At 69.6% G+C, this 25,790-nt stretch carries 21 protein-coding genes and 2 pseudogenes; 10 read left to right on the top strand and 13 right to left on the bottom strand.

From position 1 onward, the window contains the following. Positions 1-592: 592 nt before the first annotated feature. Positions 593-1,093 (bottom strand): peptide-methionine (S)-S-oxide reductase MsrA, encoded by a 501-nt coding sequence (gene msrA, locus ACLU3S_RS15535; RefSeq protein ID WP_413952424.1) that lies wholly within the window; start codon positions 1,091-1,093, stop codon positions 593-595. Positions 1,094-1,748: 655 nt separating this feature from the next. Continuing rightward, positions 1,749-2,116 (bottom strand): annotated as a pseudogene (locus ACLU3S_RS15530) (IS701 family transposase); the annotation flags it as partial. A 357-nt stretch (positions 2,117-2,473) separates the two neighbouring features. Between ACLU3S_RS15530 and ACLU3S_RS15525 the strand changes: the two are divergent. From ACLU3S_RS15525 to ACLU3S_RS15515, 3 genes and pseudogenes are all read left to right on the top strand, one after another. Beyond that, positions 2,474-3,268, top strand: coding sequence for a VOC family protein (locus tag ACLU3S_RS15525; protein WP_413952442.1), 795 nt, complete (start codon positions 2,474-2,476; stop codon positions 3,266-3,268). Between the two features lie 217 nt (positions 3,269-3,485). Next, positions 3,486-3,848 (top strand): DUF5335 family protein, encoded by a 363-nt coding sequence (locus tag ACLU3S_RS15520; RefSeq protein ID WP_413952423.1) that lies wholly within the window; start codon positions 3,486-3,488, stop codon positions 3,846-3,848. A 194-nt stretch (positions 3,849-4,042) separates the two neighbouring features. Further along, positions 4,043-4,231, top strand: a pseudogene (locus tag ACLU3S_RS15515) (transposase); the annotation flags it as partial. Positions 4,232-4,291: 60 nt separating this feature from the next. Here ACLU3S_RS15515 and ACLU3S_RS15510 read toward each other — a convergent pair. Beyond that, positions 4,292-4,672 (bottom strand): epoxide hydrolase N-terminal domain-containing protein, encoded by a 381-nt coding sequence (locus tag ACLU3S_RS15510; RefSeq protein ID WP_413952422.1) that lies wholly within the window; start codon positions 4,670-4,672, stop codon positions 4,292-4,294. Positions 4,673-5,055: 383 nt separating this feature from the next. Here ACLU3S_RS15510 and ACLU3S_RS15505 point away from each other — a divergent pair, with 383 nt between their 5' ends. Then, positions 5,056-6,411 (top strand): mycothione reductase, encoded by a 1,356-nt coding sequence (locus ACLU3S_RS15505; protein ID WP_413952421.1) that lies wholly within the window; start codon positions 5,056-5,058, stop codon positions 6,409-6,411. A gap of 178 nt (positions 6,412-6,589) precedes the next feature. Here the strand turns inward: ACLU3S_RS15505 and ACLU3S_RS15500 are convergent, their stop codons facing one another. Continuing rightward, the gene (locus tag ACLU3S_RS15500) at positions 6,590-6,859 is read right to left on the bottom strand and encodes a hypothetical protein (protein ID WP_413952420.1); all 270 of its coding nucleotides are present in this window, start codon (positions 6,857-6,859) and stop codon (positions 6,590-6,592) included. 561 nt (positions 6,860-7,420) lie between these two features. Between ACLU3S_RS15500 and ACLU3S_RS15495 the strand changes: the two genes are divergently transcribed. From ACLU3S_RS15495 to ACLU3S_RS15475, 5 genes are all read left to right on the top strand, one after another. Beyond that, entirely contained in the window at positions 7,421-7,894 is a 474-nt protein-coding gene (locus ACLU3S_RS15495) for a VOC family protein (RefSeq protein ID WP_413952419.1), read from the top strand. Between the two features lie 464 nt (positions 7,895-8,358). Continuing rightward, positions 8,359-9,795, top strand: a complete 1,437-nt coding sequence (locus ACLU3S_RS15490; protein WP_413952418.1) for a dihydrolipoyl dehydrogenase family protein — start codon at positions 8,359-8,361, stop codon at positions 9,793-9,795. A 468-nt stretch (positions 9,796-10,263) separates the two neighbouring features. Next, the gene (locus tag ACLU3S_RS15485; protein ID WP_413952417.1) at positions 10,264-10,749 is read left to right on the top strand and encodes a MarR family winged helix-turn-helix transcriptional regulator; all 486 of its coding nucleotides are present in this window, start codon (positions 10,264-10,266) and stop codon (positions 10,747-10,749) included. A 217-nt stretch (positions 10,750-10,966) separates the two neighbouring features. After that, on the top strand, positions 10,967-13,303 hold the full coding sequence (locus ACLU3S_RS15480; RefSeq protein WP_413952416.1) for a SpoIIE family protein phosphatase: 2,337 nt from the start codon (positions 10,967-10,969) through the stop codon (positions 13,301-13,303). Positions 13,304-14,251: 948 nt separating this feature from the next. Continuing rightward, positions 14,252-14,446 (top strand): DUF3761 domain-containing protein, encoded by a 195-nt coding sequence (locus ACLU3S_RS15475; RefSeq protein WP_413952441.1) that lies wholly within the window; start codon positions 14,252-14,254, stop codon positions 14,444-14,446. A gap of 147 nt (positions 14,447-14,593) precedes the next feature. On the opposite strand, the gene ACLU3S_RS15470 is transcribed toward ACLU3S_RS15475, so the two are convergent. From ACLU3S_RS15470 to ACLU3S_RS15450, 5 genes are all read right to left on the bottom strand, one after another. After that, a complete protein-coding gene (locus ACLU3S_RS15470; RefSeq protein WP_413952415.1) occupies positions 14,594-15,862 on the bottom strand; it encodes a protein kinase domain-containing protein in 1,269 nt (422 codons plus the stop codon). Position 15,863: 1 nt separating this feature from the next. Next, complete coding sequence (locus tag ACLU3S_RS15465; RefSeq protein ID WP_413952440.1) at positions 15,864-19,361, bottom strand: protein kinase domain-containing protein; 3,498 nt, start codon at positions 19,359-19,361, stop codon at positions 15,864-15,866. Between the two features lie 9 nt (positions 19,362-19,370). Next, the gene (locus ACLU3S_RS15460) at positions 19,371-20,021 is read right to left on the bottom strand and encodes a DUF7019 family protein (RefSeq protein ID WP_413952414.1); all 651 of its coding nucleotides are present in this window, start codon (positions 20,019-20,021) and stop codon (positions 19,371-19,373) included. 272 nt (positions 20,022-20,293) lie between these two features. Continuing rightward, entirely contained in the window at positions 20,294-20,869 is a 576-nt protein-coding gene (locus ACLU3S_RS15455; RefSeq protein WP_413952413.1) for a hypothetical protein, read from the bottom strand. Between the two features lie 229 nt (positions 20,870-21,098). Further along, positions 21,099-21,614: an N-acetyltransferase family protein gene (locus ACLU3S_RS15450; protein ID WP_413952412.1), complete on the bottom strand. Its 516-nt coding sequence runs from the start codon at positions 21,612-21,614 to the stop codon at positions 21,099-21,101. 225 nt (positions 21,615-21,839) lie between these two features. Here ACLU3S_RS15450 and ACLU3S_RS15445 point away from each other — a divergent pair, with 225 nt between their 5' ends. Continuing rightward, the gene (locus ACLU3S_RS15445) at positions 21,840-22,001 is read left to right on the top strand and encodes a hypothetical protein (protein WP_413952411.1); all 162 of its coding nucleotides are present in this window, start codon (positions 21,840-21,842) and stop codon (positions 21,999-22,001) included. Positions 22,002-22,085: 84 nt separating this feature from the next. Here ACLU3S_RS15445 and ACLU3S_RS15440 read toward each other — a convergent pair whose 3' ends face one another. The 4 genes from ACLU3S_RS15440 to ACLU3S_RS15425 all read right to left on the bottom strand — a co-directional run bounded on the left by ACLU3S_RS15440 (position 22,086) and on the right by ACLU3S_RS15425 (position 25,589). Then, positions 22,086-22,853 carry a hypothetical protein gene (locus tag ACLU3S_RS15440; RefSeq protein WP_413952410.1) on the bottom strand — a complete coding sequence of 256 codons (768 nt, stop codon included), beginning with the start codon at positions 22,851-22,853 and terminating at the stop codon, positions 22,086-22,088. 281 nt (positions 22,854-23,134) lie between these two features. Beyond that, the gene (locus tag ACLU3S_RS15435) at positions 23,135-23,524 is read right to left on the bottom strand and encodes a hypothetical protein (RefSeq protein ID WP_413952409.1); all 390 of its coding nucleotides are present in this window, start codon (positions 23,522-23,524) and stop codon (positions 23,135-23,137) included. Positions 23,525-23,808: 284 nt separating this feature from the next. After that, positions 23,809-24,789 carry a GlxA family transcriptional regulator gene (locus ACLU3S_RS15430; RefSeq protein WP_413952408.1) on the bottom strand — a complete coding sequence of 327 codons (981 nt, stop codon included), beginning with the start codon at positions 24,787-24,789 and terminating at the stop codon, positions 23,809-23,811. A gap of 152 nt (positions 24,790-24,941) precedes the next feature. Beyond that, on the bottom strand, positions 24,942-25,589 hold the full coding sequence (locus ACLU3S_RS15425) for an HD domain-containing protein (RefSeq protein WP_413952407.1): 648 nt from the start codon (positions 25,587-25,589) through the stop codon (positions 24,942-24,944). Positions 25,590-25,790: the final 201 nt, after the last annotated feature.

The raw sequence follows: 25,790 nt of genomic DNA, 5'->3' as shown, positions 1-25,790 counted from the left end.
AAACCTGCTTTTTGTGGAGGGGGCCGCCGTTCTCGGCCGTTGGCTCGGGCCGCATGTGGGCACAGAATATGCAATCGAAGGCGTCCTCCGGGGCGTCACAGCCGGGCCGCCTCTGCCGACCGGGGTGGACGGATAAGTCCAGTACGACACGAAGACCGCGACGCACTCGCCTGTGACGCACACAAGGGTTCCTCGGCGCCGCCTCGCCAGTTGACACAGAAGATCGCGTTGTCGACTTCCCACAGCTCGTGAACCCGGGTCACCGTTCCCGGTCCGGTTCGTCCGGCTCTCCAAGCCGTGCAGACCGGCTCGATCAGAGCCGTGCGGGCATGGAGACATCACTGAGGTACGGACGATCAGCACTCGCGCTCAGACCGGCTCGGGGTGCTCCACTGGGCGGGTGGTCGAAGTCCAGGCGGATCAGGTGGGAGCCGCTGCACCACCTCCCGGGACGCGCCCGAGCTTCTGCGCGAACCCGGCACCTCCGCTGCCTGCCGGCATTGTTCCTCACGGGTGGGCAACTGGGCCGCGGCGAAGCCCTGCCGGCGCTCGAGGCGATGCAAGGCCCAGGCATCCACGTCATGCCATGGCTTCAGGAGACCTTGGGCAGCCGCCATTCCGGGCGGATGCGGTGGCAGGTGTACCCGTACGGATAGCGCTGCAGGTAGTCCTGATGCTCTGGCTCGGCCTCCCAGAAGGCACCGGCGGGCGTCACCTCCGTGACGACCTTCCGCGGCCACAGCCCGGATGCGTCCACCTCGGCGATGGTGGCCTCCGCGTCGCGCCGCTGCTCATCATCGAGATAGAAGATGGCCGACCGGTAACTCGAGCCGACGTCGTTGCCCTGCCGGTTCAGCGTCGTGGGGTCATGTATCTGGAAGAAGAACTCGAGCAGGGCCCGGTAGTCCGTCCGCGCCGGATCGTAGGTGATCTCGATGGCCTCCGCATGGCTGCCGTGGTTGCGGTAGGTGGGGTTCGCCGTCTCGCCCCCCGTATAGCCGACACGGGTCGAGACCACGCCGTCCAGGGCCCGAAACAGCTCCTGCATGCCCCAGAAGCACCCGCCTGCCAGTATTACTCTCTGGTGTGCCATGCCGTGTTGCCCTCCTGCTGATTCCGCCGTCCGAATACATGGGGCCGAAACGCATGGACTGGCGCTCCATCGACCTTGCCGTGTCCCGCCGGCACCGCGTGCTGCGGCTCGGGGCGCCGCGACGGCGGCCGTTCAGCGCCCACGGTGGTTAGCTGCACGGCCCGCGGACTCCTTACGCCCTTTCCGGCTCTGGCCGAAATCCAGCAGAGCAGGCTCAGACCGGAAGGCGTCGGGGGTGGGACGAGACGGTGGGCACCCTCTTCTTCCAGGGAGCGGATCTCGAGGGTGAGGTGGCGGCATCGCTCCAACAAGTACCGGTCCAGTCGCGCAACCGTGCCATCCATATTGCCTGCAGTCCTCGATGACCCAAAGCCGGTCGCCGCCCCATTGCCTCGCCCAGGTCAGCAGGCGCAGGTGATCACCGCTGGTGGTCCGCGTGGTGCGTTCGCCTGGCTTGCGGCCGCGGTCATCCACGGCAGCCGCAGTGTGATTGCGCTTGTGTGCATCGAATCCGAAGACCACCATCGGCCGGGTCCTCTCGCCGGCGCCGTCGATTGGTGTCGGGACAGCCGGTGGTCACACCTCAATCAGGGCCTTCGCCGTGCTCCTGACTTGTTGAATCGACCCCAGACGCTCGGTCTGCAGCCGGCAGGTCCGGGACGGATGGCGCTTCGTTGGCACGGACAACGGCGATGAAGGCGTGGGCGAGCATGGCGAGGGTGACCCAGCGGGTCCAGGAGGGGTAGCGGCGGACTTGGTGCTCATCCAGCCTGGCCAGCCCCTTCTCACTCTGGAAGGTTTCCTCCACCCGTCATCTGGATCCGGCGACCCGTACCAGCTCGGTCAGCGGCACCAGCCAGGGTGAGAAGCAGCGGTGTAGGCGAGTTCGCCGGCGGCGCGGTTGCGGCGGATCAGCAACTCGTGGTGGTCCGGGCCGGGGCCGGAAGGGTCGATGCCCGCCCAGTCGTAGTAGCGGTTCCCCTTCGCGCTATGTCCGGACGGGAGTTTCTGCCAGGCCCGTTTCACCCGTCCGCGGTTGCGGACCTACTCACCGGAGCCGGCATCCGGTGGGTACGCAGCGTCAACTCGGCGCTTGACGAATGTCATGCTGCGCGGGCGGTATGCGATCCGCATCGGTGCACGGTGGCCAAATCGCCCGGTCGGAATCGACCCGGCGGGCTGAGACGCCGCGGACGAGCGGGCGGCTGCTCCTGCGCCGCTGGGGACCGGCCCGCATCGCGAACCTGCTGCGGCTGATGCCCTCGACCGTGCACCGGGCCTGGCCGAGCGGGAGGACAGAGGATGTGCGGGACCAGAACTCTGGCCGGACACTTGAGTGCGATCGCTCGCTGCCTGCATGGAAACCGGGGTGCGATGGCCATGGAACATGGCACGACACGCTCTTCCACGGGAACGGACGTCGTGTACACGGGTTCCGTGTTCGGCGCACCGTGCTGGGTGAGCTTGACCAGCCGCGATCTCGACGCGACGCAGCGTTTCTACAGTGCCGTACTGGGCTGGCGATGGCGCCCTGCCAGACTGGGTGACCGTTTTCTGACCGCGCTGGCGAACGGGATACCCGTCGCGGGGGTCGCGGGGATGGCCACTGTCTGGCATATGCCGGTGGCCTGGACGCCGTACTTCGCTGTCGAAGACGCGGACGAGACGGTCGCTCGCGTCCGGGAGCGTGGTGGGACCGTGGCTGTGGGGCCGCTCTCCTTTGCGCCCGGCAGGGCGGCGCTGCTCGCCGACCGCGACGGGGCCATCTTCGGGATATGGCAGGGCAGGCTCGTCGCCTGGGAGGCGTGGCGGCAGGCTGCACCGGTGTTCGTCACCCTCCACACCCGCGACGCTCTCGATGCGGCGATCTTCTACGGCGAGGTCCTCGGCTGGGATCGCTCTGGCTGCTGCGAAGTGGAGTACGAAGGGGAAGAGGTGGTGCTGCGCACCCAGGGTTCCGTCGTGGCGCGCATCGAATCCGGTGCGGTGGATACAGCGCCCGACCGCTCGGTCCGGCCTCACTGGCAGGTCCACTTCGTGGTGGCAGACGTGTCGGGGTGTGCCCGAGCCGCACGAGAGCACGGCGGCGACGTCCTTGCGGAGTGCGAACACGAGGCGGCACTGCGCGATCCTGACGGAGCACTCTTCATGGTGAGCTCAAGCCGGGACCACTGACGCCTCTGGCCGATCGGCCCGGAGCCGAGTTGTACCAGTGTCCCCTCGATGATCGGAAAGCAGGACGGACTTTGTCCGTCGAACGGCTCCTCGCCCCGAGGGAAGCAGACGCCGCCGCACCGGCAGAGCACTCGGAACGGACGGTGGCCGCGTGGGACAGCATCGGGGACGATTGATGACAGGAGCTATCCAAGGTACACAAAGGGAGGAACACACAATGGCCGATACCTCGACGTCCGACCGCGCGGGATGGCAGTCCATGCTCGACGACGTCACCGCTGCACACAGCGGTGAACTGGTCACCATTGAAGTGGTGGATCCCTCACTCGGAGACCAGCACGAAGCGGAGCGGCTGCCGTTCTCCTACCTCACCTATGATCCGAAGGACGACGTGGTGGTCGTCGCCGTCGGCGGTCAGTCACCGCGTTACCCGGTCGTCCTCCGCCATATGGTCCCGCACCCCAAGGCGGTCGACGTCTCGACGCCGGACGTCGCTGAGGCAGCAGTCCGAGTGGTGGACCCGGAGGACACCGCGACCTTGATCACTTTCTTCCCTGCGGAGTCCAGGACTGCCTCGTGAACCAGCCCTGACCGAACGGTCCGGCACCCGGGGCTTCCCTTCGCGGAGCCGCGGGCGCCATACCGCCGGCCGCGACACACCGCCGACGCCGTGGACCACCGTGATATCCGTCCTCGTCCGATCGCGGCGGCACCGGGTAGCGGCGTGCGCGCTGGGGGATGGCCCGCCTGCTCCATGTAGCCAGGCTGCCAGCCCTGCTCGCCCTGACCGGCAAGGCCCGGCTTCTGGGAGCCCCGCCGCCTGAGGCTCCGCCTGTTCTCCACCGCGGCCAGTGCGTCACCACCGGCCGTCGCCGCTACCTCCGCCTCGCGAAGCACTGGCCCTGGACCAACGTGATCACCGAAGCTCTGGACCGGCTCCGCGCCCTCCCGCCCCCGGGCTGACCAGCACCGCACCCCAGTCACCGCCCTGCGCCACGTACTTGGTGTAGCCCAGACGCTTCATCAGCTCGGCCCAGGCGCGGCCGATCCGGTCCGGACCCCAATCACCACATGGAAGGCGTCCGAGGCCTTGCCGCCGTGCGCGGTGGGGTCGACCAGTGGATCGATGATCTTCAACTGCTCGATGACCGAACCCGGCCAGCCGTGCGCGACGATCAGCGGCAGAGCATCCTTGTGCTGGGAACGGACATGGATGAAGTGGATGTCCAGCCCGTCGATCTCGGTGAGGAACTGTGGGTGGGAGTTCAGCTTCGCCTCGGCCTTGCGCCAGTCGTACTTCGACGCCCAGTAGCCGGCGATCTGCTTCGCCCGGTCAACGCCTGCGCCAGGCAGCACGATGAGTCCGAGCGTCGAACCACGGCGAGGTCCTCGCTTCTGGCTCACCACAGACAGTCGGGGTCGGACGGGCGCGTCGCCCTCCGTCACCAACCCATAAGTAACCTATCGCGCGCTAACCTCGCACGCAAGTTAAGTTTGGACTCTTAAAGGTGGCGAAGGTCACGTGGACTGTTGCATGCGGCGGGCGTCTCCAGACGCACCGTGGGCCCGCGTAGCTCAGCCGACCGGTCACCTGCCCGGGGGCGTCACCGCGTGCAGCGGCTGCATGTGCGCTCGGCACGCCGGGTCCTGCGCAGGCGGGGCCGCCGGCCCGGCCTGCGCGCTGTTGGTGGCGGGAGGACGTCTTGGACACAATTGCGGTGAGTGGACTCGGCTCTCTCGACCGGGCACCGCACGGTAGGCATCTGGCCTTGGGAAGGTGGACGGGCATGCGCCACTACGATCTCGTCGTCCTCGGGGCAGGCAGCGGCAACATGCTGCTCACCGAGGAATTCGGTCACCTTCGGACGGCCGTCGTCGAACCGGACCGTTTCGGCGGCACATGCCTCAACCGCGGATGCATCCCGAGCAAGATGTTCGTCATCGCGGCGGACGCGGCCGAGGACGCGCGGGAGGCAGAGCGACTCGGCGTGCACATGAGCGTCGCGCCGGTGGACTGGAAAGCCATCCGTGACCGGGTCTTCAGCCGCATCGATCCGCTGCACGCGAGCGCGGTCGACTACCGCAGGAAGAACGGTGTCGATGTGTACACCGAGGAGGCGCACTTCGTCGCACCGAAGGTGATCCAGGTCGCGGACGAGCGGATAACGGCCGACACGTTCGCCGTCGCGGTCGGGTCGCGGCCGGTGGTACCGGACATCCCCGGCCTCGACACCGTCGCGTACCACACCTCGGACACCATCATGCGGATCGATGACCTGCCCCCCTCCATGATCGTCATCGGAGGCGGCTTCATCGCGGCGGAGTTCGGCCATGTGTTCAGCGCCTTCGGCACACACATGACCGTCGTGCAGCGCGGGCCGCGCCTGTTGATGACGGAAGACGAGCAGGTGTCGGCGCGCTTCACCGAACTCGCCTCACGACGGCATCGTGTGCTTCTCGATGCGGAGGTCACCTCTGTCGAGCCGTGTGGGGACGGTGTGGCCGCCACCGTGGTGTCTCCGCGGGGGGAGCAGGTCGTCGAAGCAGCCATGCTGCTGGTCTGCGCCGGCCGCAGGCCCAACACCGACCGCCTGCGCGCGGCCGTCGGCGGGCTCGAACTCGACGAGCACGGCCACATCGCCGCCGACGATGCCTACCGCACGTCCGTGCCGGGCGTCTGGGCGCTCGGTGACGCGGTGAACCACTTCCAGCTCAAGCACATGGCGAATGCCGAGACGCGGCTCGTGCGGCACAACATCCTCCATCCGGAAGACGTGCGGACGCTCACGAACAGGGTGGCACCGCATGCGGTGTTCACCCACCCGCAGATCGCGGGTGTCGGCCTTACAGAGCAGGACGCACGCCGGCACAAGGTCGACTACCGCGCAAGTGTCCGCGATTATGCGGACACCGCCTACGGATGGGCCCTGGAGGACACCACCAGCTTCGTCAAAGTCCTGGCCGACCCGGCCGAGCGCACGATTCTCGGCGCTCACATCATCGGCCCCCAGGCCGCGACGCTCATACAGCCGCTGATCCAGGCCATGACCATGGGGCTGACGACAGACCAGGTGGCCCGTGACGTGCTGTACATCCATCCGGCCTTGACCGAGGCGGTCGAACAGGCCCTGCTGGCTCTGTAGCGCCGGCCGGCCGACGAAGGGGGGCGGATCAGCGGTTCGGGGGTGGCCCTCGGCCTTCGGGCTGCTGGTCCGTCCTGTCGGTATCGAGAGCACCCGCTCGGGCGGCCCGGCCGACGGCCGCACACGGCGTGGGTGCCGGAGCGATCGAGGTCGAGCAGCAGCCGCTCGCGGTCGGTCGTCAGCGACCCGTAGCCATCCAGGCACGCGGGCGGGCCAGGGTGCCGTGCCCGACCAAGCCGGTCATGGTGTCGTACGCCCGCATCGCGGGGTGGAACGGCGGCAGGACCACGGCATTCACAACGATGCCCATCGCCGCGCCCAGGACCGGCGCCGATCGCCGCCAGGATTGCACGGCCGACCGGAGCCGCCGTGGCTGCGGTGGTGGCAGCCATCTGATGGTGGCACCCCCCGCAAGCAGCGCGGCGATCAAGATCTTGAGCGGATGCACGGCGACCTGATGGTCGCCGACGCGCGAGGAGCGAGACCCGGGGCTGCATCGAACAGCACATGAGGCACAAAAGTAACTCGCGCACAATGTAGACTGCCTGGGATGCGCCTGCTCGCTGATGGCCCCTGTGGCAGTCGGCCACGCCACATCGCAGACGAACTACCTATTTCATAGGCCGACTTACGGCCGACGCGCAGGGCATTCCGGGGATCTTGTGGCTACCGCTGTCTCCTTTGTCACATATATCAAGCGCGAACTTTACTTGTGCACTCGCTATATTCGAATCCAGGCCGGAGACGACAGCTGTCCGCAGCGCTCTCCGCCACCGGGGCTCCGCCAACACGGCAACGACGCCGTCGTCGAGTGGCCGGCCTCGGGGCCCCGACCGGGGCATCGCCCGCAGGCGGCGGGAGCCGAGCCTGCGCACGGTCGGCCTTCGGTCATTGCGCCGGCCACCGTGACGGCAACGACGACGGACACACCATGCGAGCGCTGCACCCGTCTCAGCCGCCCGCACCCACAAGGTGCACCACTTCACCGACACCGAAAAGGACACCCCTGATGAACCTGAACATTGAACTCCTCGTGCTGCCCGTCTCCGACGTCGACCGGGCCAAGGCCTTCTACGAGATGGTGGGGTTCCGTCTGGACGTGGACTACACGGCCAACGAGGAATTCCGGGTGGTGCACTTCACGCCCCCGGGCTCCGAGTGCTCGATCATCTTCGGTGACGGCATGACCACGGCGGCACCTGGCTCGACCCAGGGCCTTTACCTCATCGTCTCGGACATCGAGCAGGCTCACGCGGAGCTCGTCGCGCGCGGTGTCCAGGTCAGCGAGATCTTCCACGACGCCGGGGGCCTGCTCCACCACGGCCACGACGGCGGAGACACCGTGCACAACGGTCCCGGCCAGGAGCGGCTGGCCGGCCTGCACCGCGAGCGCGCCTCCTACGGCTCCTACCTCACCTTCAGCGACCCGGACGGCAACGGCTGGGTGCTCCAGGAGGTGAAGCAGCGGCTCGCCAGCCGCTGACAGCACCGGCGCGACCAGTCGTGAGCGCCCCTGGAGCACGGCCCGTCCCAACCCGAGTGCATCACCAGCCATCCCGAACCGGATCCGGCGGCAAGCGCACGGGCCGTACACCGGGCAGCCCGGTCTCGGGTGCTGACGCCGGACCGCTGGGCGTGCAGGCATGCATCCCCGCCCAGCGGTCCGGCTCCCACCGGAACGCGCCAGCCACCCGGACGAATCCATCCTGACCAGCCACGTCCGTCCGCAATACGGCAGACGTCCCAACCGCGCGGCAGCGGCCGAACGTCACTACGCGACCGCACGCCCTTCCCCCCGGCCACCCGGAGTTCGATCTCGGGTGCCCTCGAACCACCGTCACCAGCCAAGCAACAAGCCCTCCCGTAGCCAACCGTCGCGCAGCAGACACCGCCACGGGCACGCACGCCGGAACAGCTGCCCCAGTGACACCCATGAACGGAACAGTGATGAACGAAACCCGCACCTACGATGTGATCGTCATCGGCGCAGGTCCGGTCGGTGAGAACGTGGCCGAACGGGCTCGCGCGGCCGGACTCAGCACCGTGATCGTCGAACGAGAACTCCTCGGCGGCGAGTGCTCGTACTGGGCCTGTGACCCCAGCAAGGCCCTGCTCCGGCCGGTGGTGGCGCACGCCGATGCACGCCGGATACCCGGCCTGCGCGAGACGGTCACCGGGCCCCTGGACGTCGCCGCCGTCCTCGCCCACCGCGATGCCATGGCCTCGCACTGGAAGGACGACGATCAGGTCGCCTGGCTGAACTCGGTCGACGTCGACCTGATCCGCGGCCACGGCCGGCTCGCCGGCGCCCGCCGGGTCGCCGTGCAGACTGCCGAAGGCGACACCATCGAGCTGACCGCCCGGCACGCCGTTGCCCTCTCCACCGGCACCAGCGCCGCCCTGCCCGACATTCCCGGAAGCGACACCGTCCGCCCCTGGACCAGCCGTGAGGCCACCAGCGCCGCCCGGGTGCCCGGACGCCTCGCCGTGGTCGGCGGGGGCGTGGTGGCCGTCGAGATGGCCACCGCCTGGCAGGCCCTGGGCTCCCAGGTCACCATGCTGGTCCTGGAGCACACGCTGCTGGAGCGGATGGAGCCGTTCGCCGGCGAGATGGTCGCCGACGGACTGCGCGACGCCGGCGTCGACATCCGCTTCGGGACCTCCGTGACCTCCCTTGCACGTCAGGACGGCAGCGGACGCGAGGTGCGGATCACACTGTCGGACGGCAGCGAACTGGCCGCGGACGAGATCCTGTTCGCCACCGGCCGGACCCCGCGCACCGCCGACCTCGGCCTGGAGACCGTCGGCCTCACCCCCGGCGGCTGGCTCACCGTGGACGACACCTTCCGCGTGACGGCCATCTCCGACGGCTGGCTTTACGCGGTCGGTGACGTCAACCGCCGTGCCCTGATGACCCACCAGGGCAAGTATCAGGCGCGGATCGCCGGCGCCGTCATCGGTGCCCGGGCCAACGGCGAGAGCGTCGACGACACCGCGTGGGGCGCCCACGCCGCCACCGCCGATCACACCGCTGTGCCGCAGGTCGTCTTCACCCACCCGGAAGTCGCCGCCATCGGCCTGACCACCCGCGAGGCCGAGCGGAGCGGACGCCGGATCAAGGTCGTGGACTACGACCTCGCGCACGTCGCCGGCGCCCACCAGTACGGCGAGGACTACCGCGGCATGGCCCGCATGCTCGTCGACCTCGACCGCGGCACCGTGGCCGGAGTCACCTTCGCCGGCCCCGGCGTCGGCGAACTCGTGCACTCCGCCACCATCGCCGTCGCGGGCGAAGTCCCGCTGGAAAGGCTCTGGCACGCCGTCCCCGCCTTCCCCACCCTCGGTGAAGTCTGGCTCAGGCTTCTCGAGACCCACCGAGGCTGACCACCGCAGGCCCGCGCCGATAGGACACGCCACCGGGCAACCGGGGAAAACCCGCACGGCCGCCGCGACCGCATCCCCGTCGCGCGGGGACAGGGCTGAGCGACGTGGTGGCGCCGGCCGCCTGCGCGGCGGTGCCGAACGACCGAGCCGGTGCGCCGCAGATCGTGACCCACCGGCGCACGCTCGCCGTACCCGCGGGGGGAGGCGGCGATGGCGACCGGCGCCCTTCTCCTGACGGCGCCGGCAGCGGCCGAGGATCACTGCGCTGCCACCGGTGGGAGGATCGTTACAGGGCCGACGGCACCCGGCGGGCGGACGAGAGCCCGGTCCTCCTGCCGCGCTGCGATGGCATCGACGCGACCCCACCCACAGTTACCTTGTGCACAATATAAAATGAGGCGTTGAACCGTTGCGCTCGATGGGAAGTAGCCTGGTGCGTGGAATGCCCAGCGGGAGAAAGGAGCCGTGATGAGTGAGACCGAGGGGGGCAAGGAAACCGCCGCCGACCAGGTCCAGACACCCGAGGCCAGTCTGCTCCTGGAGGACCAGATGTGCTTCGCCCTGTACGCGGCGCAGCGGGCGCTGACGAACCGCTACCGTCCGCTGCTGGAGGAGCTCGACCTGACCTATCCCCAGTACCTGGTGATGCTGGTCCTGTGGGAGCACCGCGCCCTGCCCATCAAGTCCCTGGGCACCCTCTTGCAGCTCGATTACGGCACCCTGACGCCGCTCCTCAAGCGTCTGCAAGCGCGGGGGCTGATCCGGCGCGAACGGCAGACGGACGACGAGCGCTCGGTGCAGATCAGCCTCACCCCGCAGGGGGCCGAGCTCCGCGAACGCGCTCGCCCCATCCCGGCCGCCATAGGCAAGGCCGTGGGCCTCGCCGACTGGGAGGTCGGCGCTGCCAAGTCCCTCCTGGAGCGTCTGACCGCCAACGTCACCGCGCGCGACTGACCCGGCCGGCGCCCGCTGCCGATCCGCCGTGAGTGACGCCCCGGCCCAAGCGCGGCCGCGGCCCGCACCGGCACCCGACGGGGGCATCCCAGCGAGCCCGGTTGCCGCATGAGCCGAGCGGGGGCTTTCTGGAGATGAGCCGCCCGGTGTGTCTGCCGGAGGGGCGAGCCTGCCACCGGTACAGGGCGGCCAGGGATCCAGGCGGAGGTGCTTTTGGATGCCCGACAATGACGTGCTGGCACTCGTTGATGAGGGCGGGCGAGTCCTCCAGTGGGGACCTGCGGCGGAGGGGCTGTTCGGGTGCTCCGCCAAGGAGGCCGTCGGCCAGTCCCTGAGCACGCTCATGCGTGGGCCAACCGCCTCTTCCGGCGACCGGCGGCGGGAGCGGTGCTCCGAGACGGGCACTGTGCTGGTCGAGCCAGTACTGCGGGACGACTGCGTGGTGTGGCGGGTGACCGCACCGAAGGATGCCGATGCCGTCTCACGGCAGGACAAGGCGGTCCTGCAGGCCGTGTTCTCCCAGTCCGCGGTGCACCTGTACGTGCTCGACGACCAACTGCGCGTGGTCCGCATGAGCCGCGCCGCCCACGGGCCGCAGGACAGCCCGCCACAGCACCTGCTGGGCAGGTCCTTCACCGAGGTGTACGCCCCCGAACGCCCCGAGGACGAAGCCGCTGTGGCGCACGGCGTCCTCGAAAGCGGGGAGCCGGTCCTCGATCGACTCCTGCGAGACGTCGAGATGCCGGGCCGGCCCGGACGCCGCGTCTGCACCGTCTCCTACTTCCGTCTGGAGGATTCCCACGGCGACGTACTCGGACTGGTGGTGCCCGTGGTCGACGTCACCGAACGGGAAAACGCCCGCAACCGCCTGGCGCTGCTGGACGCGGTCCACGCCCAGGTGGGGCACCGGATGCACGTGATGGACGTGTGCCGGGAGCTGGTGGAGGCGGTGGTGCCCGGCTTCGCGGGCAGCGCCGACGTCGAGGTGGTCGAGGACGTCGTCCGCGGAGAGGACCCTCCCCCGGTCCCGGCCCCCCAGGACCTCCCCCTGCGCCGTGCAGCGTTCCGGAGCCTGATCTGCGCGGCCCCGGTCGCAGCCGTTCGCCCTCTGCCCCCTCATACCCCCTACTCGGGCGTCCTGTCCGACCTCAGGCCGCGGCTCGTCCCGATCGAGGAGGACTGCTTCTGGCTGGCCGCCGACCCGGTCCGAGCCGCAGTGATCAAACGATCAGGAGCCCACTGCATGATCGTGGCGCCGCTGACCTTGCACGGCCAGGCCCTGGGCGTCGTCAGCTTCTACCGCCACCAGCACGAAGCCCCCTTCGAGGAGGACGACCTCACGCTGGCGTCCGCGATGTGCGCTCATGCCGCACTGTGCCTCAACAACGCCCATCAGTACATGCGTGAATGGATCATCGCATCCACGGCCCAGCGCAGGCTTCTCCCCAGGCCGCCGGCGACACGGACCACCGTGGAAATCTCCCCACTGCACCTTCCCGGCCCCCAGGGCGGCGGTGCGTGGTACGACGCCATCCCGCTGCCCGGCGCGCGGACCGCGCTGATCGTCGGCGACGTCGCAGGACAAGGCATCGCCGCGGCCATCACCGTGGGCCTGCTCCGGACCGCCGTGCACACCCTTGCGGCCATGGACCTGCCGCCCGACGAGCTCCTGGCCCGTCTCAGCGACACCGCGGCCCGTCTGCTGACCGCGCGGGCCGCGATGCCTGCCATGGACCCCCTCGACCGCGAGCCGCTCACCGCCAGATGCGCCATCGCCGTCTATGACCCGGTCGAGCTCACCTGCACCATCGCCCGGGCCGGACTGCCGGAGCCAGTGGCAGCCTTCCCCGACGGCACCTGGGCCATCCTGCCCGCCCCACCAGGCCCCCTGCTCACCGAAACGGACAACGCCCCATTCCCCGCCACCACCGTCGACCTCCCCGAAGGGAGCACTCTGGCAATGGGGACGGCCGCACTCGCGCACGAGGTACTGGCGCCATCCGGCCCTTTGCATCCGCTCCTGGACTGTGCCGGCACCACAGCCCTGCCCGAGCTGCGCGACACCATCGCCTCCGCATTCCACCGTTCCCCGAGCGACGAGACCCTGCTGCTGCTCGCCCGTACCAAGGCACTGCCCGTGGACCGTGTACTGACCCGCTCACTGCCGGACCACCCGCAAGCAGCATCGATGGCCCGTTCAGCGACCCGCCGGCAACTGGAACTGTGGGGTGTGGACGAGGAAACAGCGTCCACCACCGAGCTCATCGTCAGCGAGTTCGTCGGCAACGCGATCCGCTACGGCACTGCTCCTCTACGACTGCGCCTGATCCTGGAGCAGAAACTGACCTGCGAGATCAGCGACGCCGCGACGAGCGTCCCGCACGTCAAACACGCCCGCACCGTCGACGAGACCGGCCGCGGGCTGTTCATCATCTCAGCACTCGCGGCTCAGTGGGGCGCCCGCTTCCAGGCACAGGGCAAGACCGTCTGGGCAGAGCAGGCGATGACCGGCCCGCGCCTCCAGGAAGGGTCGACAACACCGTCGCCGGAGTGATGGGCCTGCACCACAGGCACCACCGGCTGTGCCGCGTGGTCGCCTCCGGCCTCGCCGCAACTGTTGTCCGGGGGGAGGTCACCGTGCAGGGGGGGTCGTCGGCAACCCCGGGCGACATCCGGGACCGGGCGGGCAGCCATCCTCGACTCGCCGGCAAGCAGCACCCCTCCTCAACAAGGCTGGCGGCGGCAGAAGTTCAAAAAATCTGGGCCCATCGCAGGAAGTTGCCCTTCCGGTTGCATCAGGCACCTGCACAACTGTGGCTTCCTTACAAAGAAGTGGCACGAACCGAGGAACCTAGTGCCAGGCGGCATCAAACGAGCATCTAGGGAATATGGATGAGCGAGGAGCAGAGAGAGCCGCGGCATCCAGCCTCTGCCACCAACACCCTGCGCTCGTGGGAAGGGAGCCCTTGCAACTCCGACGCCGGTTCCGAGGCCTCCGTCGGAAGGGCTCCCTTCCAAGCCCCGTCACGAACACGGAGCATGTCATGCAGGATAAGCCTGACCTCACCAAGACTGGAACCACGCCAACCTCCAGTCGGCCCTCCCGGACCCAGTGCGTCCTTCACTGGTTCAGGCGGCGGCGCAAGACGATCACCTTCCACGTCCTCCGCGGTGTCTGCTACGGCGTCGGAGCGAGCGGGATGAGTGTCATCGCCTGGTGGATCGAACACCACTGATCCACACCCCGCCAGAGGCCCGCCGGCATCGCGTCGAGCGGGTCTCTGGCCTTCCCCGAGTCGTAACGCGCCCTTGCCGCTTCGTCGTTGATCGGCCGGGGATGACCCAGCACCTACATGCCCCGCGCTGACCCGCCGGATCGGGAGGACGGCCGGCGCGAGCGGCTCCGGCCCCGGCAGCTCGCGCCTGACCGGTCGACCGGCTCCTACGGTGACCACGACGAAGACGGTCAAGGTGAAGGTGACCGTCACCTTGCACGCGGCGGCTGCCGGGCTCGGGGAGCGGCGGCAGCGGTACGTCGGGCGGGTCGTCCGCGAGCGGCGGTTCCAGTTCGTCGGGGGGCTCCACCGGCGCAGGGAACGGTGCCACCGCGCGGTGCAACGACGGCACCTACTCCTACGCCGCCCACCACCAGGGCGCCTGTTCGCATCATGGCGGAGCGGCCGTCTTCTACCGGTAGACACGTGCGCGGTCACATTCCGGACCAGGCCGCCGTCTCGCCCGTCGGTGCCGGGGGTCGTTCCCATGGTCAGCGAGATCTGGCCCCGCCTCCTCAAGGCGTGCCGTCGACAGCGCCACGGCAGCGACGTTCGCGGGGCGGCCTCGCTCAGACGGCCCGACGAATGGCGTTGGCCAAGTCGGCGGCGGTTGTCAGGGCGATTCCCGGTGTGTCGACGAGGGCGGCGTCGATGACCGCGGCGAACTGGCGGGGCACCGTAGGTAGCCGGTCGCGGATGGGCACGGCTGGTTCGCGCAGGACGACGGCGACCGGGTCCGCGTCCGTGGGGAAGTCCCGCGGGGGCGAACCGGTGAGCATCCAGTACAAGCAGGCCGTCGTAGCCCATAGGTCGACTTCCGGCAGGGCGTATTTGAAGTCGATTACCTGGCCGCGTGGCATGAAGGCCAGGCTGCCGCCCATCGCGCCCGTGAGGGTGTGGCCGGAGAGGCCGGCGCTGTCGAAGGCCTTCGACAGGCCGAAGTCGGCGATTTTCACGGTCGTGTGGTCTTTGGCCCCGGTGAGCAGGAGGTTCTGCGGTTTGATGTCGCGGTGCACCAGTCCGCGGTGCGTCACCGAGGTCCCGTCGGCAAGCCGGACCGGTACCTCAGCCGCATGCGCGTACCGCAGTCCGCGGAGTGCCTGGAGCGTGACGCCCACCGCTTGTTCGACGCTCAGTCTGCCGACCCGCGCCACGTGGTCCGCGACGCTGCCCAGACGGCAGAACTCGCCGGCGAAGTAGAAGGTGCTGCCGTGCGCGCCACCGCTGTGGAAGGCGACGATGTTGGGATGGCGGAGGGCGCGCGTACAGGAAAACTCGCGCAGGAAGCCGTCGCGGGCGGAGGGGTCGACGGTGCGGTGGGCCAACAGGGTTTTCAGTGCCAGGAGTTCTCCGGTCTCCTCTTTCCGGGCCAGGTAGACGACGCCTTGTCCGCCGCGGCCGAGTTCCTGGAGCAGTCGGTAGCCGCGGATGCCGGTGAGTTCCGGGTCTCCGGCCTCGGCCGCGGCGAGCAGCGTGTGCAGCGCGTCGATGGGGTCTCGGGCGTCGGCGGGTGTGGTTGAGGGCTCCTCCGTCTGGACGGCGACGCGCAGTACCGCGTCGCCGACGCGGATCTCGTCGCCGTCGGCCAGTTCGAGCCCGGGCGGCCCTGGCGTCAGCCTCTCACCGTTGACGTAGGTGCCGTTGCGACTGCCGATGTCCTGCACTCGCAGATGCGGGGGATTGATGTCGAGCAGACAGTGGTGGCGGGAGGCTTTCGTTTCGGTGGGGGCCAGGCGGATGCCGCACTCGTTTGCCCGGCCGATCAGGCAGGTGGTGCGGCCGGCGAAGACGTGGTCCGCGGCCGCGCCGCGAGGGGTCACGGTGATGGAGGACGGCATGTCACCAGCTGTAGTCCCAGTCGAGTTCCCAGCAGCGCACGGAGTCGACCCCGGCTGCCAGCAGGAGGTGTGCGTCGGCGCTGAGGGCCAGGCCGTGCACTTGGCCGTGGTGTCCTGCCAGGACGCGCAGTCGCCGCCCCTCGTCCAGGTCCCACACGTGGACCTCTTGGTGCGCCAGGCCGGTGAGGGCGAAGCGGCCGTCGGCGGTGAGCGTGAGGGAAAAGATCAGTCCGGGGTCGGGCAGATTCTGCAGCACGCGGCCTGTGACCAGGTCCAGGACGACCAGGGTATCGAATCCAGCGATCACCACTCGCCTGCCGTCTGCGGAGACCGCCAGCGCGTTGAGGCTGTACGGGCCGTCCACCGTATAGATCCGCCGACCGCTCGCCGCATCGTAGGCGTGCAGCTTCAAGCCGTACTCCAGCAGCGTCCGGCCGTCGGGGGCGAAGCGGAGGCCGGCCCCGCCCGGACGGCCGGTGTGCCGCCACAGCCGCTCTCCCGTCACCAGGTCCCATCCGCAGAGTTCGTCCTGGTCGACGCGTCGCCGCCGGTCCTCTTCGGGGCCGACGGCGGCGTTCGACGCCGCGTACCGGCCATCCGGGCTGATGGCGGCCGAACCCACTGGCCCCCGGTGGGCGTGCCATGCGAGGGAGGGTTGCGGGTGCCGCTCGTAGCTCGTCACGTCCTGGATGTCCCAGCAGCACAGCGTTCCGTCGTCGTCGCCGGTCAGCACAAGGGCGCTGTCATCGGCCAATGCGGCCGCCCGGCACCCGTCGTGCACCACGGTGACGGACGTGTCGTTTCGCAGATCGAGCAGGGCAGCCTCTCCCCCGCCCTCGGCGACGGCTCTGGTGCCGTCGCTGCTCACCAGAAGGGCCCTTTGGGCTGTGACGGTTGAGGGGACGAGGCGGTGCTGCCGTGCGTCGGCGGCGTCGCAGAGCAGGAAGTTGTCTCCAGGCAGTGCGGCGAGGAACAGGCTCGTGTCTCCGACGAACGCCATCGCCGAGGGGTGGGCCACACGCCCGGTGTATTCGAACGTCTGCCAGGCACCCAGCAGGCCCGTGCGGCGTCCGTGCCGGCCCAGCACGCTCCAGGCGTGCAGGAGGTCGGGATGCTGTGCGTGGCCGGACACCGCGCGTGCGGTGCGCAGGCAGGCCGCGGCCTGCACGTAGCGGCCTTCCTCGAAATGCCGTTCGCCCTCGCGCATTGCCACCCGGAACTTCCCGGCGTGATCGGACAGTTCCCCGGCGGGCCGGGGCCGGGCGTAGGCCCAGGGCGCCCGGTAGCCCGGGAGCGGAAGAGGTTGCACCCGGATCCGCCCGTCGCTCATCGCCAGCACGGCGTAGCGGCCGTCGGCGCTCACCACCAGGTGGCCCACGTACCGTGCGTCCCCGTCATCGAACGTGCGCAGGCAGCGGCCGGTCACCGTCTGCACCACCTGGAGATGGTTGCCGCCGCCGACAACGGCCAGGGAACCGTCGGGGGTGAGACCGAGCGCCGTGACATCGGTCAGGTTGTGCGGCACTTGGGCGGCGATCTCGCCCGTCCGCACGTCCCACAGCACCATGGGCCCGCCCCAGACCTGCAGGGCGTAGTGCGCGCCCGGGGCCACGGCGGCTCTTGTCACGAAGGCGCCCCAGGCCGAGTGCAGGGGATTGGTGCGGGGCTCGGTGAGGACTGACCGGCACGCTCCTGTGGCGACGTCCCACACCCGGATCTTGTCGTCGCTCAGGTCGCCTGCGGTCAGGGCGATGGTGCCGTCGTCGCTGAGTTCGAGCACGGTCAGCCGCGTCACCTGGCTGTGGACCGCTCCGGAGAGCGTTTCTGTGCCGACGTGCTGGAACCAGATGACGCCGTCCGGATCTCCGGTGGCGCCGATCGAGCCGTCGGCGCCGAGTGCGACGGCCGTGACACCTCCGGAAACCGGGCCCGCCGCAACGGTGAGCCGTGTGCCGTCGGCGAGGTCCCATGCCTCGGGTGGACCCTGCTCGCGGCCGACCAGGCCGATCCGCCCCTCGGCGTCCATGGCGGCCGCCGCGACGCCCGGGCCCTCGGACGTCAACTCCCGCAGACAGCGGCCGCTTGCCGTGTCCCACAACCGCAGGCCACCTTGACGGTCGCCGGACAGGACCAGGCCCCCGTCGGCCGACACCGCCAGAGCGCTCACGCCGGCCTCGTGGCCGGTGAGGACCACCGGGCGCGTCCCCGGATCGCGTGTCAACTCCGCCGATGCGTCCGCGACCTCGGCGGATTCCGGTTCCCCCGGGGTCGTCGGGCGCAACAGTCCGGCGGCGCGCTCGCGGTCGTCGCGCTCAAGGTGCACCAAACCGATCAGCCGCGCGCCCAGCATCTCGTCCCCACCGATCTGCCGGGCGGACTCCAACTCGGCGATGAGGTCCCAGTCGGTCTTCTGGGCAGCGCGCCACCGGTGCAGGCCGAAGTTGAAGGTCGCGATCAGGTTGTGGGGTTCGGTCCTCATCGCCTCCCGCCACCGCTGCTCGGCCTCCTCGGTGCGCCCGAGGTCGAGGAGGGACAGCGCCTGATTGGAGAGCCCGTCCGCCAGCAGGGCGGCCGCCTTGGGAGCCGACCGAGGCAACGGCGTGCCCAGGAGGTCGTGGTACACATCGCTCAGGACGCCGGCGACTTCTTCCAGCCGCGCCGGCCGCGTTGCCACGTCCGTCATGAAGCACTGGCGCAGCACCTCCACGACCACCGGAGGCATCGGGGGCACACGGGGGTCGGGCGGGCCGGTGGCGAGCAGCGCCTCGAGTACTTCCGCGGCGGCTTGGCCGTGCCGGGTCGGACGGTGGCCGGTGAACATCTCCAGGACGGACAACGCCCACGACCACACGTCGGTTGCGGGCGTCAGCCGGACATCGCGGCGTCCGGCGGCGGCGAGCGCCTGCTCCGGGGAACAGTACGCCGGCGTCATCCCGCCAAAGGTGACTGCGGATGCGGCGGCGGGCGCCCCGTCGGTGTTCGCCGAACGCGCCCCTGCCAGCCCGAAGTCGGTGACCTTGGCAGTCCCGTCGGGTTCGAGCATGACGTTGGCGGGCTTGACGTCCTGGTGGACCAGGCCGGTGTCGTGTGCGTGCTGAAGGCCCCACGCGGTCTGGACGGAGACGTCGAGCAAGCGAGCCAGCGCGGCAGTCGGGCCGCCCTCGTAGAGGCGGCCGCTGGTGATCGCTTCGGCGAGGCTGCCGCCGTCGACCCACTCGGCGAACACACGGGGCAGGCCGTCGACCGTTCGGACGTAGGCGCAGTTCACGGTGTGCGGGTGCAGGCCCAAGCCCACCCAGGTGCCCGCCTCGGCTTCGAACCGGCGTTTGCCCGCCTCGGAGGCGACCAGTTCCGGGCGAGGCGTCTTGACCGCGAGATCCACGTTCCAGCCGCGGTGCCGGACCCTCTGAACCACCCCCATGCCGCCACTGCGCACGTCGTCGAGCACCTCGTACAGATCGAGGACCACCTCGCCGGGCTGCCAGGGTCCCGGGGCCATCGTCACGTCTCAGTCGGACAGGGCCACGTACAGGGGACTGCCGAGCAGCACCCGCATGCCGGGACGGCCGTCGATTTCCGGGTAGGGGCTGGGGCCCGTCAACAGGCGCCTGGCCACGAACTCCACGTGCTGCCGGGGGCCACGCAGGAGCCGTCCGGCCGTGTGCACCCAGGCCAGGGACGACTCCTCGGCGGGCACCTCGCCGCTGTCGGCGGCGAACGCCGCAGCCAGACCGGCCAGAAGCGTCGGTACCGAGGAGGCCGCGAACTCCGGGGCTTGCGGCGCGCTCGCGCCGAGAACATGGCTGCCGGCACCGCCGAGGCCAAGGATCGTCCGCTCGGTCCGGCCGCCGAAGTACACGAGCGACCCGCCGTTCTCACCCTGAAGGGGACCCCACTGCAGGGGCAGACTGCCGCGGAAGTACGGCCCCGGGGCGTCCACCGATCCCGTCTGCCCAGTCTCCTCCAGATGGCGCAGGACGCGCTCCAGCTTGTCCGTCCGGGCCGGCGCGGGTGCTTCTACGCTGCGTCTGACGCTGAACAGCTTCATGCTCAGGCCGGCTTCGGTGGTACTCCTGCGGCCGAAATCGGGGTCGATCTGGGAGAGCAGCATGTCGACCTTGGCGTCGCTGATGTACAGGTAGTACCGCACCGTCACCATCAAAGGTTATCGCGCTGTCGCCTTCCCGGTCCCGTTACTCGCCCATGAGGCTCGGAAGCAGTTCCTTCGTCGATGAGTTCTGGTGCTGCATCAGATGATCTCGACTCCGGCGGGACGCGGCGCTTTGCCGTTCCGTCGCCAGGGGCATCCTCCGGGCATCCGATGCGCCTCACCTCGTTCGGCCGCCTGCACCTGCGCGCAGGGTCCCACCCGCAGAACGGGCGGATCGATCTTCGGGCGTGGCAACAGGCCGTCCGACTCCCGGACTTGCTCTACCCGGTGCTGACCGCCGCGGGCATCCGCGCGAGCCCGGCACCGAGTGCACCGCGCGCTGCGGCGACGAACTCTCCGCTCGTCGCATACCGAACCTGGAGCACGTGCGCGCGGGCGGACGGGTCCAGTTCGGCGGCACAGTCCGTCGTATCGGGATGAGAGCCCACGACACGTGCATGCAGTTGGAATTCCTCGCCTATGGCACGCACTACGGCGGCTCCCGCCTCTGCGACGTTCTCCGGCCCCACGAGGCGAACTCGGATGAACGTCTCGTCCAGTGCCCTGCGTGCGGCGAATCCGGCCTCCCACTGCGGTGACTCGGTGAACGGCCTTGCCATCCACCCGCTGTCCAGCACCCGGTAGGCAGCATCGGCCTGGGACAGGAATCGCTCGTAGGACTCGCGACGCATCTCCCTGTAGGCGTTCTCGCGTTGCTCGGCGCGTTCCTGCGCTGCCAGTAGAGCCTGATGCCGCAGCTGCCTGCTGGTCGTCCAAGCCGCGACCGAGCCCGCGAGAGCTGCGGCAGTCAGCGTTGAGAAGGAAGTGACCAGGGCGACCGCGACCGTGTCGTTCACGGCCGTCATTGTCCCGTACCTGGACGCCGTACGTGTCTGTTTCAGGTCTCCGCTTTTTCGGTCACTGATCGCGGGCGCCGCCGCGTGTGACGCGCGACGAGAGTCCGCTGACCGTCTGGCCGCACGTTGTCACCTGCGGGTGCTGTCGGCGCTCCCATGGGTCCGGTGAGGTGAACGTCCGCGTTCCGGAACGCGTCACGGACGCGCGAGCCTGGTCAGGGGGCGGAAATCAACGATCCCTCGGTGGCGTACGGCACATCCGGACGTCGAGAACCATCGTGTCCGAATTGCCGCTGCGCCCGACCCGGGTGAAGCCGAGGGCGGTGTAGAGGTGCACGGCCGGGTTGCCGTCCTCGACGCTCAGGCTGAGTCGAGCGACCGGGACCGGTCTCTCGCCGGCGGCCCGGATCAGCGCCTCCATCAGGGCTCGGCCGTGCCCGCGATGGCGGTGTTCGGGCAACAGGCCAATGGTCAGCTCGGGAACGTCCGGAGCGACGAAGCCGTATCCGGGCTCACTCTCGGGAAGGTGTCGCGCCCAGGCCGCACCGATCGATTCGCCGGCGTCGGTCTCTGCGACGACCCCGAAGTCGTCCCTGCGCGGCCATCCGACGACGTAGCGCGCGGCGTGCGGCTCAGCGGCGAGCTGCTCGGCGGTGAACCGCTGATCGCCGTTCCAGTTGTATGCCTCGAGCAGGATGCGCCAGAGGAAGTCGGCGTCGCCGGCGACGGCGGGGCGGACAGACATCAACGTCCTTCGGGTCGGAAGCGGTGCGGGCCGACCGACGATAGGTCGCCACACCCAGGTCGGCAAGACGTTTTGTCAGGGACGCCTGCGGTGCCGGTCGGCCACCGGAGGGATCGGAAACGTCCGTGGGCGCGCGCCACGACCGACGGTCACCCGCCACTGGGGAGGTGCGTTCGCTGAGCCCCGGAAAGCCAACCGTCCACACGTGCAGAACGATCTCTTCGCTTGGGCGGTGTGACCACGGGGTCGGAACCGTTGACTCTGCGCCGGCTTGCCAAGCTGTTCGGCATCTCGAAGTCGGCTGCCGACCGCATCACCGGCTACGTTGAGCCGTTGACGGCGCTCAGGCAGCCGCAACACTTCGAGGGCGATGCCCACACCTGCTGAACAACTGGACCGGCAGCTGAACGAGCTGCCGGCAACCTCGCCCACCAGAGTCACACCAAGACAGTCAGACCTACTGACGTCGCATCAGATGCCCTTGCGACGGAACCAACCGCGCCGGGGCGCGGCCGGAGCGGCCGGCCCGGAGTGCGGCGGTGAAGGCGGGACCTGGCCACCGTAGGGCGACGGCGCTCCACCGGGCTGGGGCTGGTACGCCGCCACAGCGCCGGGGAACGGCGGCAGCACCTTGAACTGCTCATGCAATGTGACGGTCGATGTGATCCGGTGCAGCGCGGCCCGTACCAGGGTGAGAGGGTGGTCGGGGAAGTGTGCATCCCACTGCTCCAGGTCTGCCACGTGGTACGGCAGTCCGCCCAACTGCCCGCCACCGGCGTACGGGTGTGGCTGGAAGTAGTCGGCCAAGCCAACGCGATCCGCCACCACAGCCTCCCGCACACCGGTCATCCCGCCCTCCGCGGCCTGCACCTTGATCACGACGCTGCAACGGTCCTTCGGCAGCGTCCAACTGCCGAGGAAGGCCTGCCCCGGTCTGCTTCCCAGCGGCATCTTGACCAGTTGGCGCAGCGCTGTGACCCCGTCCACCGTTCCCACCACCGCCTCGATGAGACCACCCCCCGCCCTCGCCACGCCATGAGCCCGTTCGAACCGCAGCCGCTCCACCTCATGCAGGGGCGCCGGCAGATCCGGGACGAGGGGGAAGAAGTGAACGGACAGGACCATCCCCACCACGTCGGTCCACACACCGGGCTCGCGCTCGGTGAACCCGGTGAGGTCCAGGCCGGTGATCGGAGTCTGCGCTATCGAAGTCATGCCCATCATCATGCCGCGCGCCACCGGGCCACCCGACACCCGACGCCTGCAGCCGGAACGCTCGGCGCACGCCCTGCATCGAGCCCTCCTCGAGATGCGGGTCTCCCCACAGCGAGGGCACCCTCACCGACCTCCGGCGTCAGTGGGCAGGGGCCCGGAGTCGTCCTTGCGGTCGCTGGCCACCGGCTCGCCGACCACCGGCCGGACCATGTCCCACGCGTGGCCCGACACGGGCAGCCCGCGCACGGCCTCCCCAGGGCCTAGAGATGATCAATCCAAGGTATGCCTGCGGGGGGGGTGGGCGGTCAGGCGTCGCGGGCGACTTCGGGGTGCGTGAACCGCACGGGCTTGCCGAGCGACCGGGCGTAGGCGATTTCGGCTCGGGTGCTGTCTCCGATGTAGTCGCCGACCACGAGCACCTCATCAGCGAGCCGGATCTTCGCCCGGTGCAGATCGTCGAGTCGAACCTTCAGTGCCTCGGCCTCTACAGGATCGGACCACAGTTCGTGCGGCGACTTCATGTCACAGCCCGGTTTGACGACAATCTTTCCGGCTTTGGTCTCCCGCACATCGGCCTCGTTCATCTCGGTCATGAAGCGGGTGGAGCCGCAGATCACGACGATACGCGGGAGGCTCAACAGCCTCTTCGCGCCAGCGAGTTGCTCCTCGGGGGTGCGCGGTTGCGGGTATGACACCGGTTCCTCCTGGTGGCGTGGTCCGAGGACAGCCTGCGCAGACGAGAGCGAGGGTGTCCACGATCGTATGACGGCGTACGACATGGTCGCCCTCGCGACAGCACTCCAGGCGGCGAACGACGGCATGCTGAACCGACTCCTACCGTCTCGCCACCACCCGAGCCCGCACCGAGCAGACTGCTGCCGGCTGAGCAAGACCCGTTGGTCGCAAGCGATGGCGGCGGCCGTATCGCGTGGGGCAAGGCGGGTGGTCCGGGGGCGTTGCTGCCTGAGCGAGCAGGCGGTCATGGTGTGGTGCCTGCCGAACGCCGGTGGGGTGCGGGCGCCGTGGTGCTGAAGCGGGCCCGGTAGACGCCGGGCGTGACACCCAGCTCGCGCTGGAAGAGCCGGCGCATGGTCTCCGGGCTGCCGAATCCGGCGTGCCGCGCGACGGTGTCGAGCGAGTCCGTACCCGAAACGAGCAGGGTGCAGGCGGCCTCCAGCCGTACCTGTTCCACGAACCGGGCCGGTGAAGTGCCGGTCTCCGCACGGAAGATGCGGGTGAGGTGCCGCGGGCTGATCCCAGCATACCGGGCCAGGCAGTCCAGGGTGTGATCGGCTGCCGGGTTGGCGGTCACATGGTCGAGCAGGGCCCGCAGGGCCGGGGTGCGCGGCTGGCGGACCTGGGCGCGGACACTGAACTGGGACTGTCCCCCCGGCCGGGCGAGGAAGACCACCAGTTGCCGGGCCACCGCACGGGCCGCGTCGGCGCCGAGGTCCTCCTCGATCAGCGCCAGGGCCAGATCGATGCCGGAGGTGACACCGGCGGAGGTGTAGAAGGCACCATCGCGCACAAAGATCGATTCCGCGTCGACGTCGACTTTCGGGAAGCGACGGGCCAGGTACGGGGCCAGTTCCCAATGGGTTGCGGCCCTGCGGCCGTCGAGCAGGCCGGTCGCCGCGAGCGGGAACGCCCCCGCGCAGACGGCCGCGGTGCGCCGGGCGCCGGCGGCGAGTCCGGTGAGAGCCTGCTGCAGGTCACGGTCCAAGACCGCCGGCCGCCAGTCAGGCGCCCCGGGCACGATCAGGGTGCCGATGTCCGCGGGCAGTTCGGCGACGGCGCAGTCGGGCTCCAGTACGACGCCCGCGCAGGTGTGGACGGGGCCGCCCGTGAGCGAGGCCGTCCTCAGAACATAGCGCCCTGCATGCTCGTTGGCGGTGGTGAAGGCGTCCACCGGGCCGGCGACATCGAGCAGTTGCACTCCGTCGTAGAGCAGGACCACCACCGGATGGCCTGTGCGCGGCTGTGCGCAGCGTCCGTGCGCGGGGGTGCCGGCGCCTGGGACGCCAAGGTGTGCGGCCGTACGCGGAAGACTGCCGGGTGTGGCGGGAGTGGGAGAGGGTGACATGGGGCTACCTCGGACACTGACGGGCAGGGTTACTCGGACCAGTGGGAATTCAGGACGGTGTCGACGAAGTTCGGGCGCACCCAGCCTGGCGCGTAACGCTCCAGGACGTCTGCGGTGACGTTGCCGAAGGCGGTGTGCGGGCGATGCGCTGTCCCGTCCGCGAACTCCTTCAGCATGCCCTGCTTGAACCCGCAACGGGGATGCAGTGCCACGATCTCGGCGAGGGCGTCGGGGGGGACTTCGTCCAGGCCCATGCCGAGAACGTCCGCCTCCACACCGGCCGTGACCAAGGCGACCTCGGGTGCCATACGCCAGGGAATGTGCGGGGTGGTGTGCAGGGCGATACCCTCCCACACCAGCTGGGCGTCCTGAGCGGCGACGCCGTGGCGCTGGAGGAAGCTGCGGGCGTCATCGGCGCCGTCGAGTTCGAAGCGCTGTTGGCTGTGGCGGTGTCGGTGGGTCAGTCCCAGGTCGTGGAACATCGCCCCGACGTAGAGGAGTTCGGGGTCGGCGTACAGGCCGTGGGAGAGGCCGCGCAGGGTGCCGAGGAAGAAGACGCGGCGGCAGTGGTGGTAGACGGTGTCGGAAGCTGTGTCCCGTACCAGTTCGGTTGCCTCGCGCACCAGCCTGCTGCCGGGCACGGTGACGCCGGCAGCGGTGGACGTTTCGGTGGTCATCAGGACTCCGGAAAGGTGGGCCTGGGTGCCGCCGGTGATCCGGCGGCACCCAGGCCACGGGTAGGACAGGGTCGGTCAGAACCACACCGACATCGATGCGGCCGTCACTTGTGCACGGCCGGCTGGACGGCCTCGGGCGCGGCGACCGCCACGGTGGCAGGACGTTCACGCTGGGCGAGTGCGGCCAGGGCGGACAGGGCG

Source organism: Streptomyces sp. AF1A (assembly GCF_047340315.1).
In the GTDB taxonomy this organism is placed as follows: domain Bacteria; phylum Actinomycetota; class Actinomycetes; order Streptomycetales; family Streptomycetaceae; genus Streptomyces.
The sequence above is the reverse complement of the archived record's forward strand: the minus strand, read 5'-3'. Positions and strand labels throughout refer to the sequence as shown.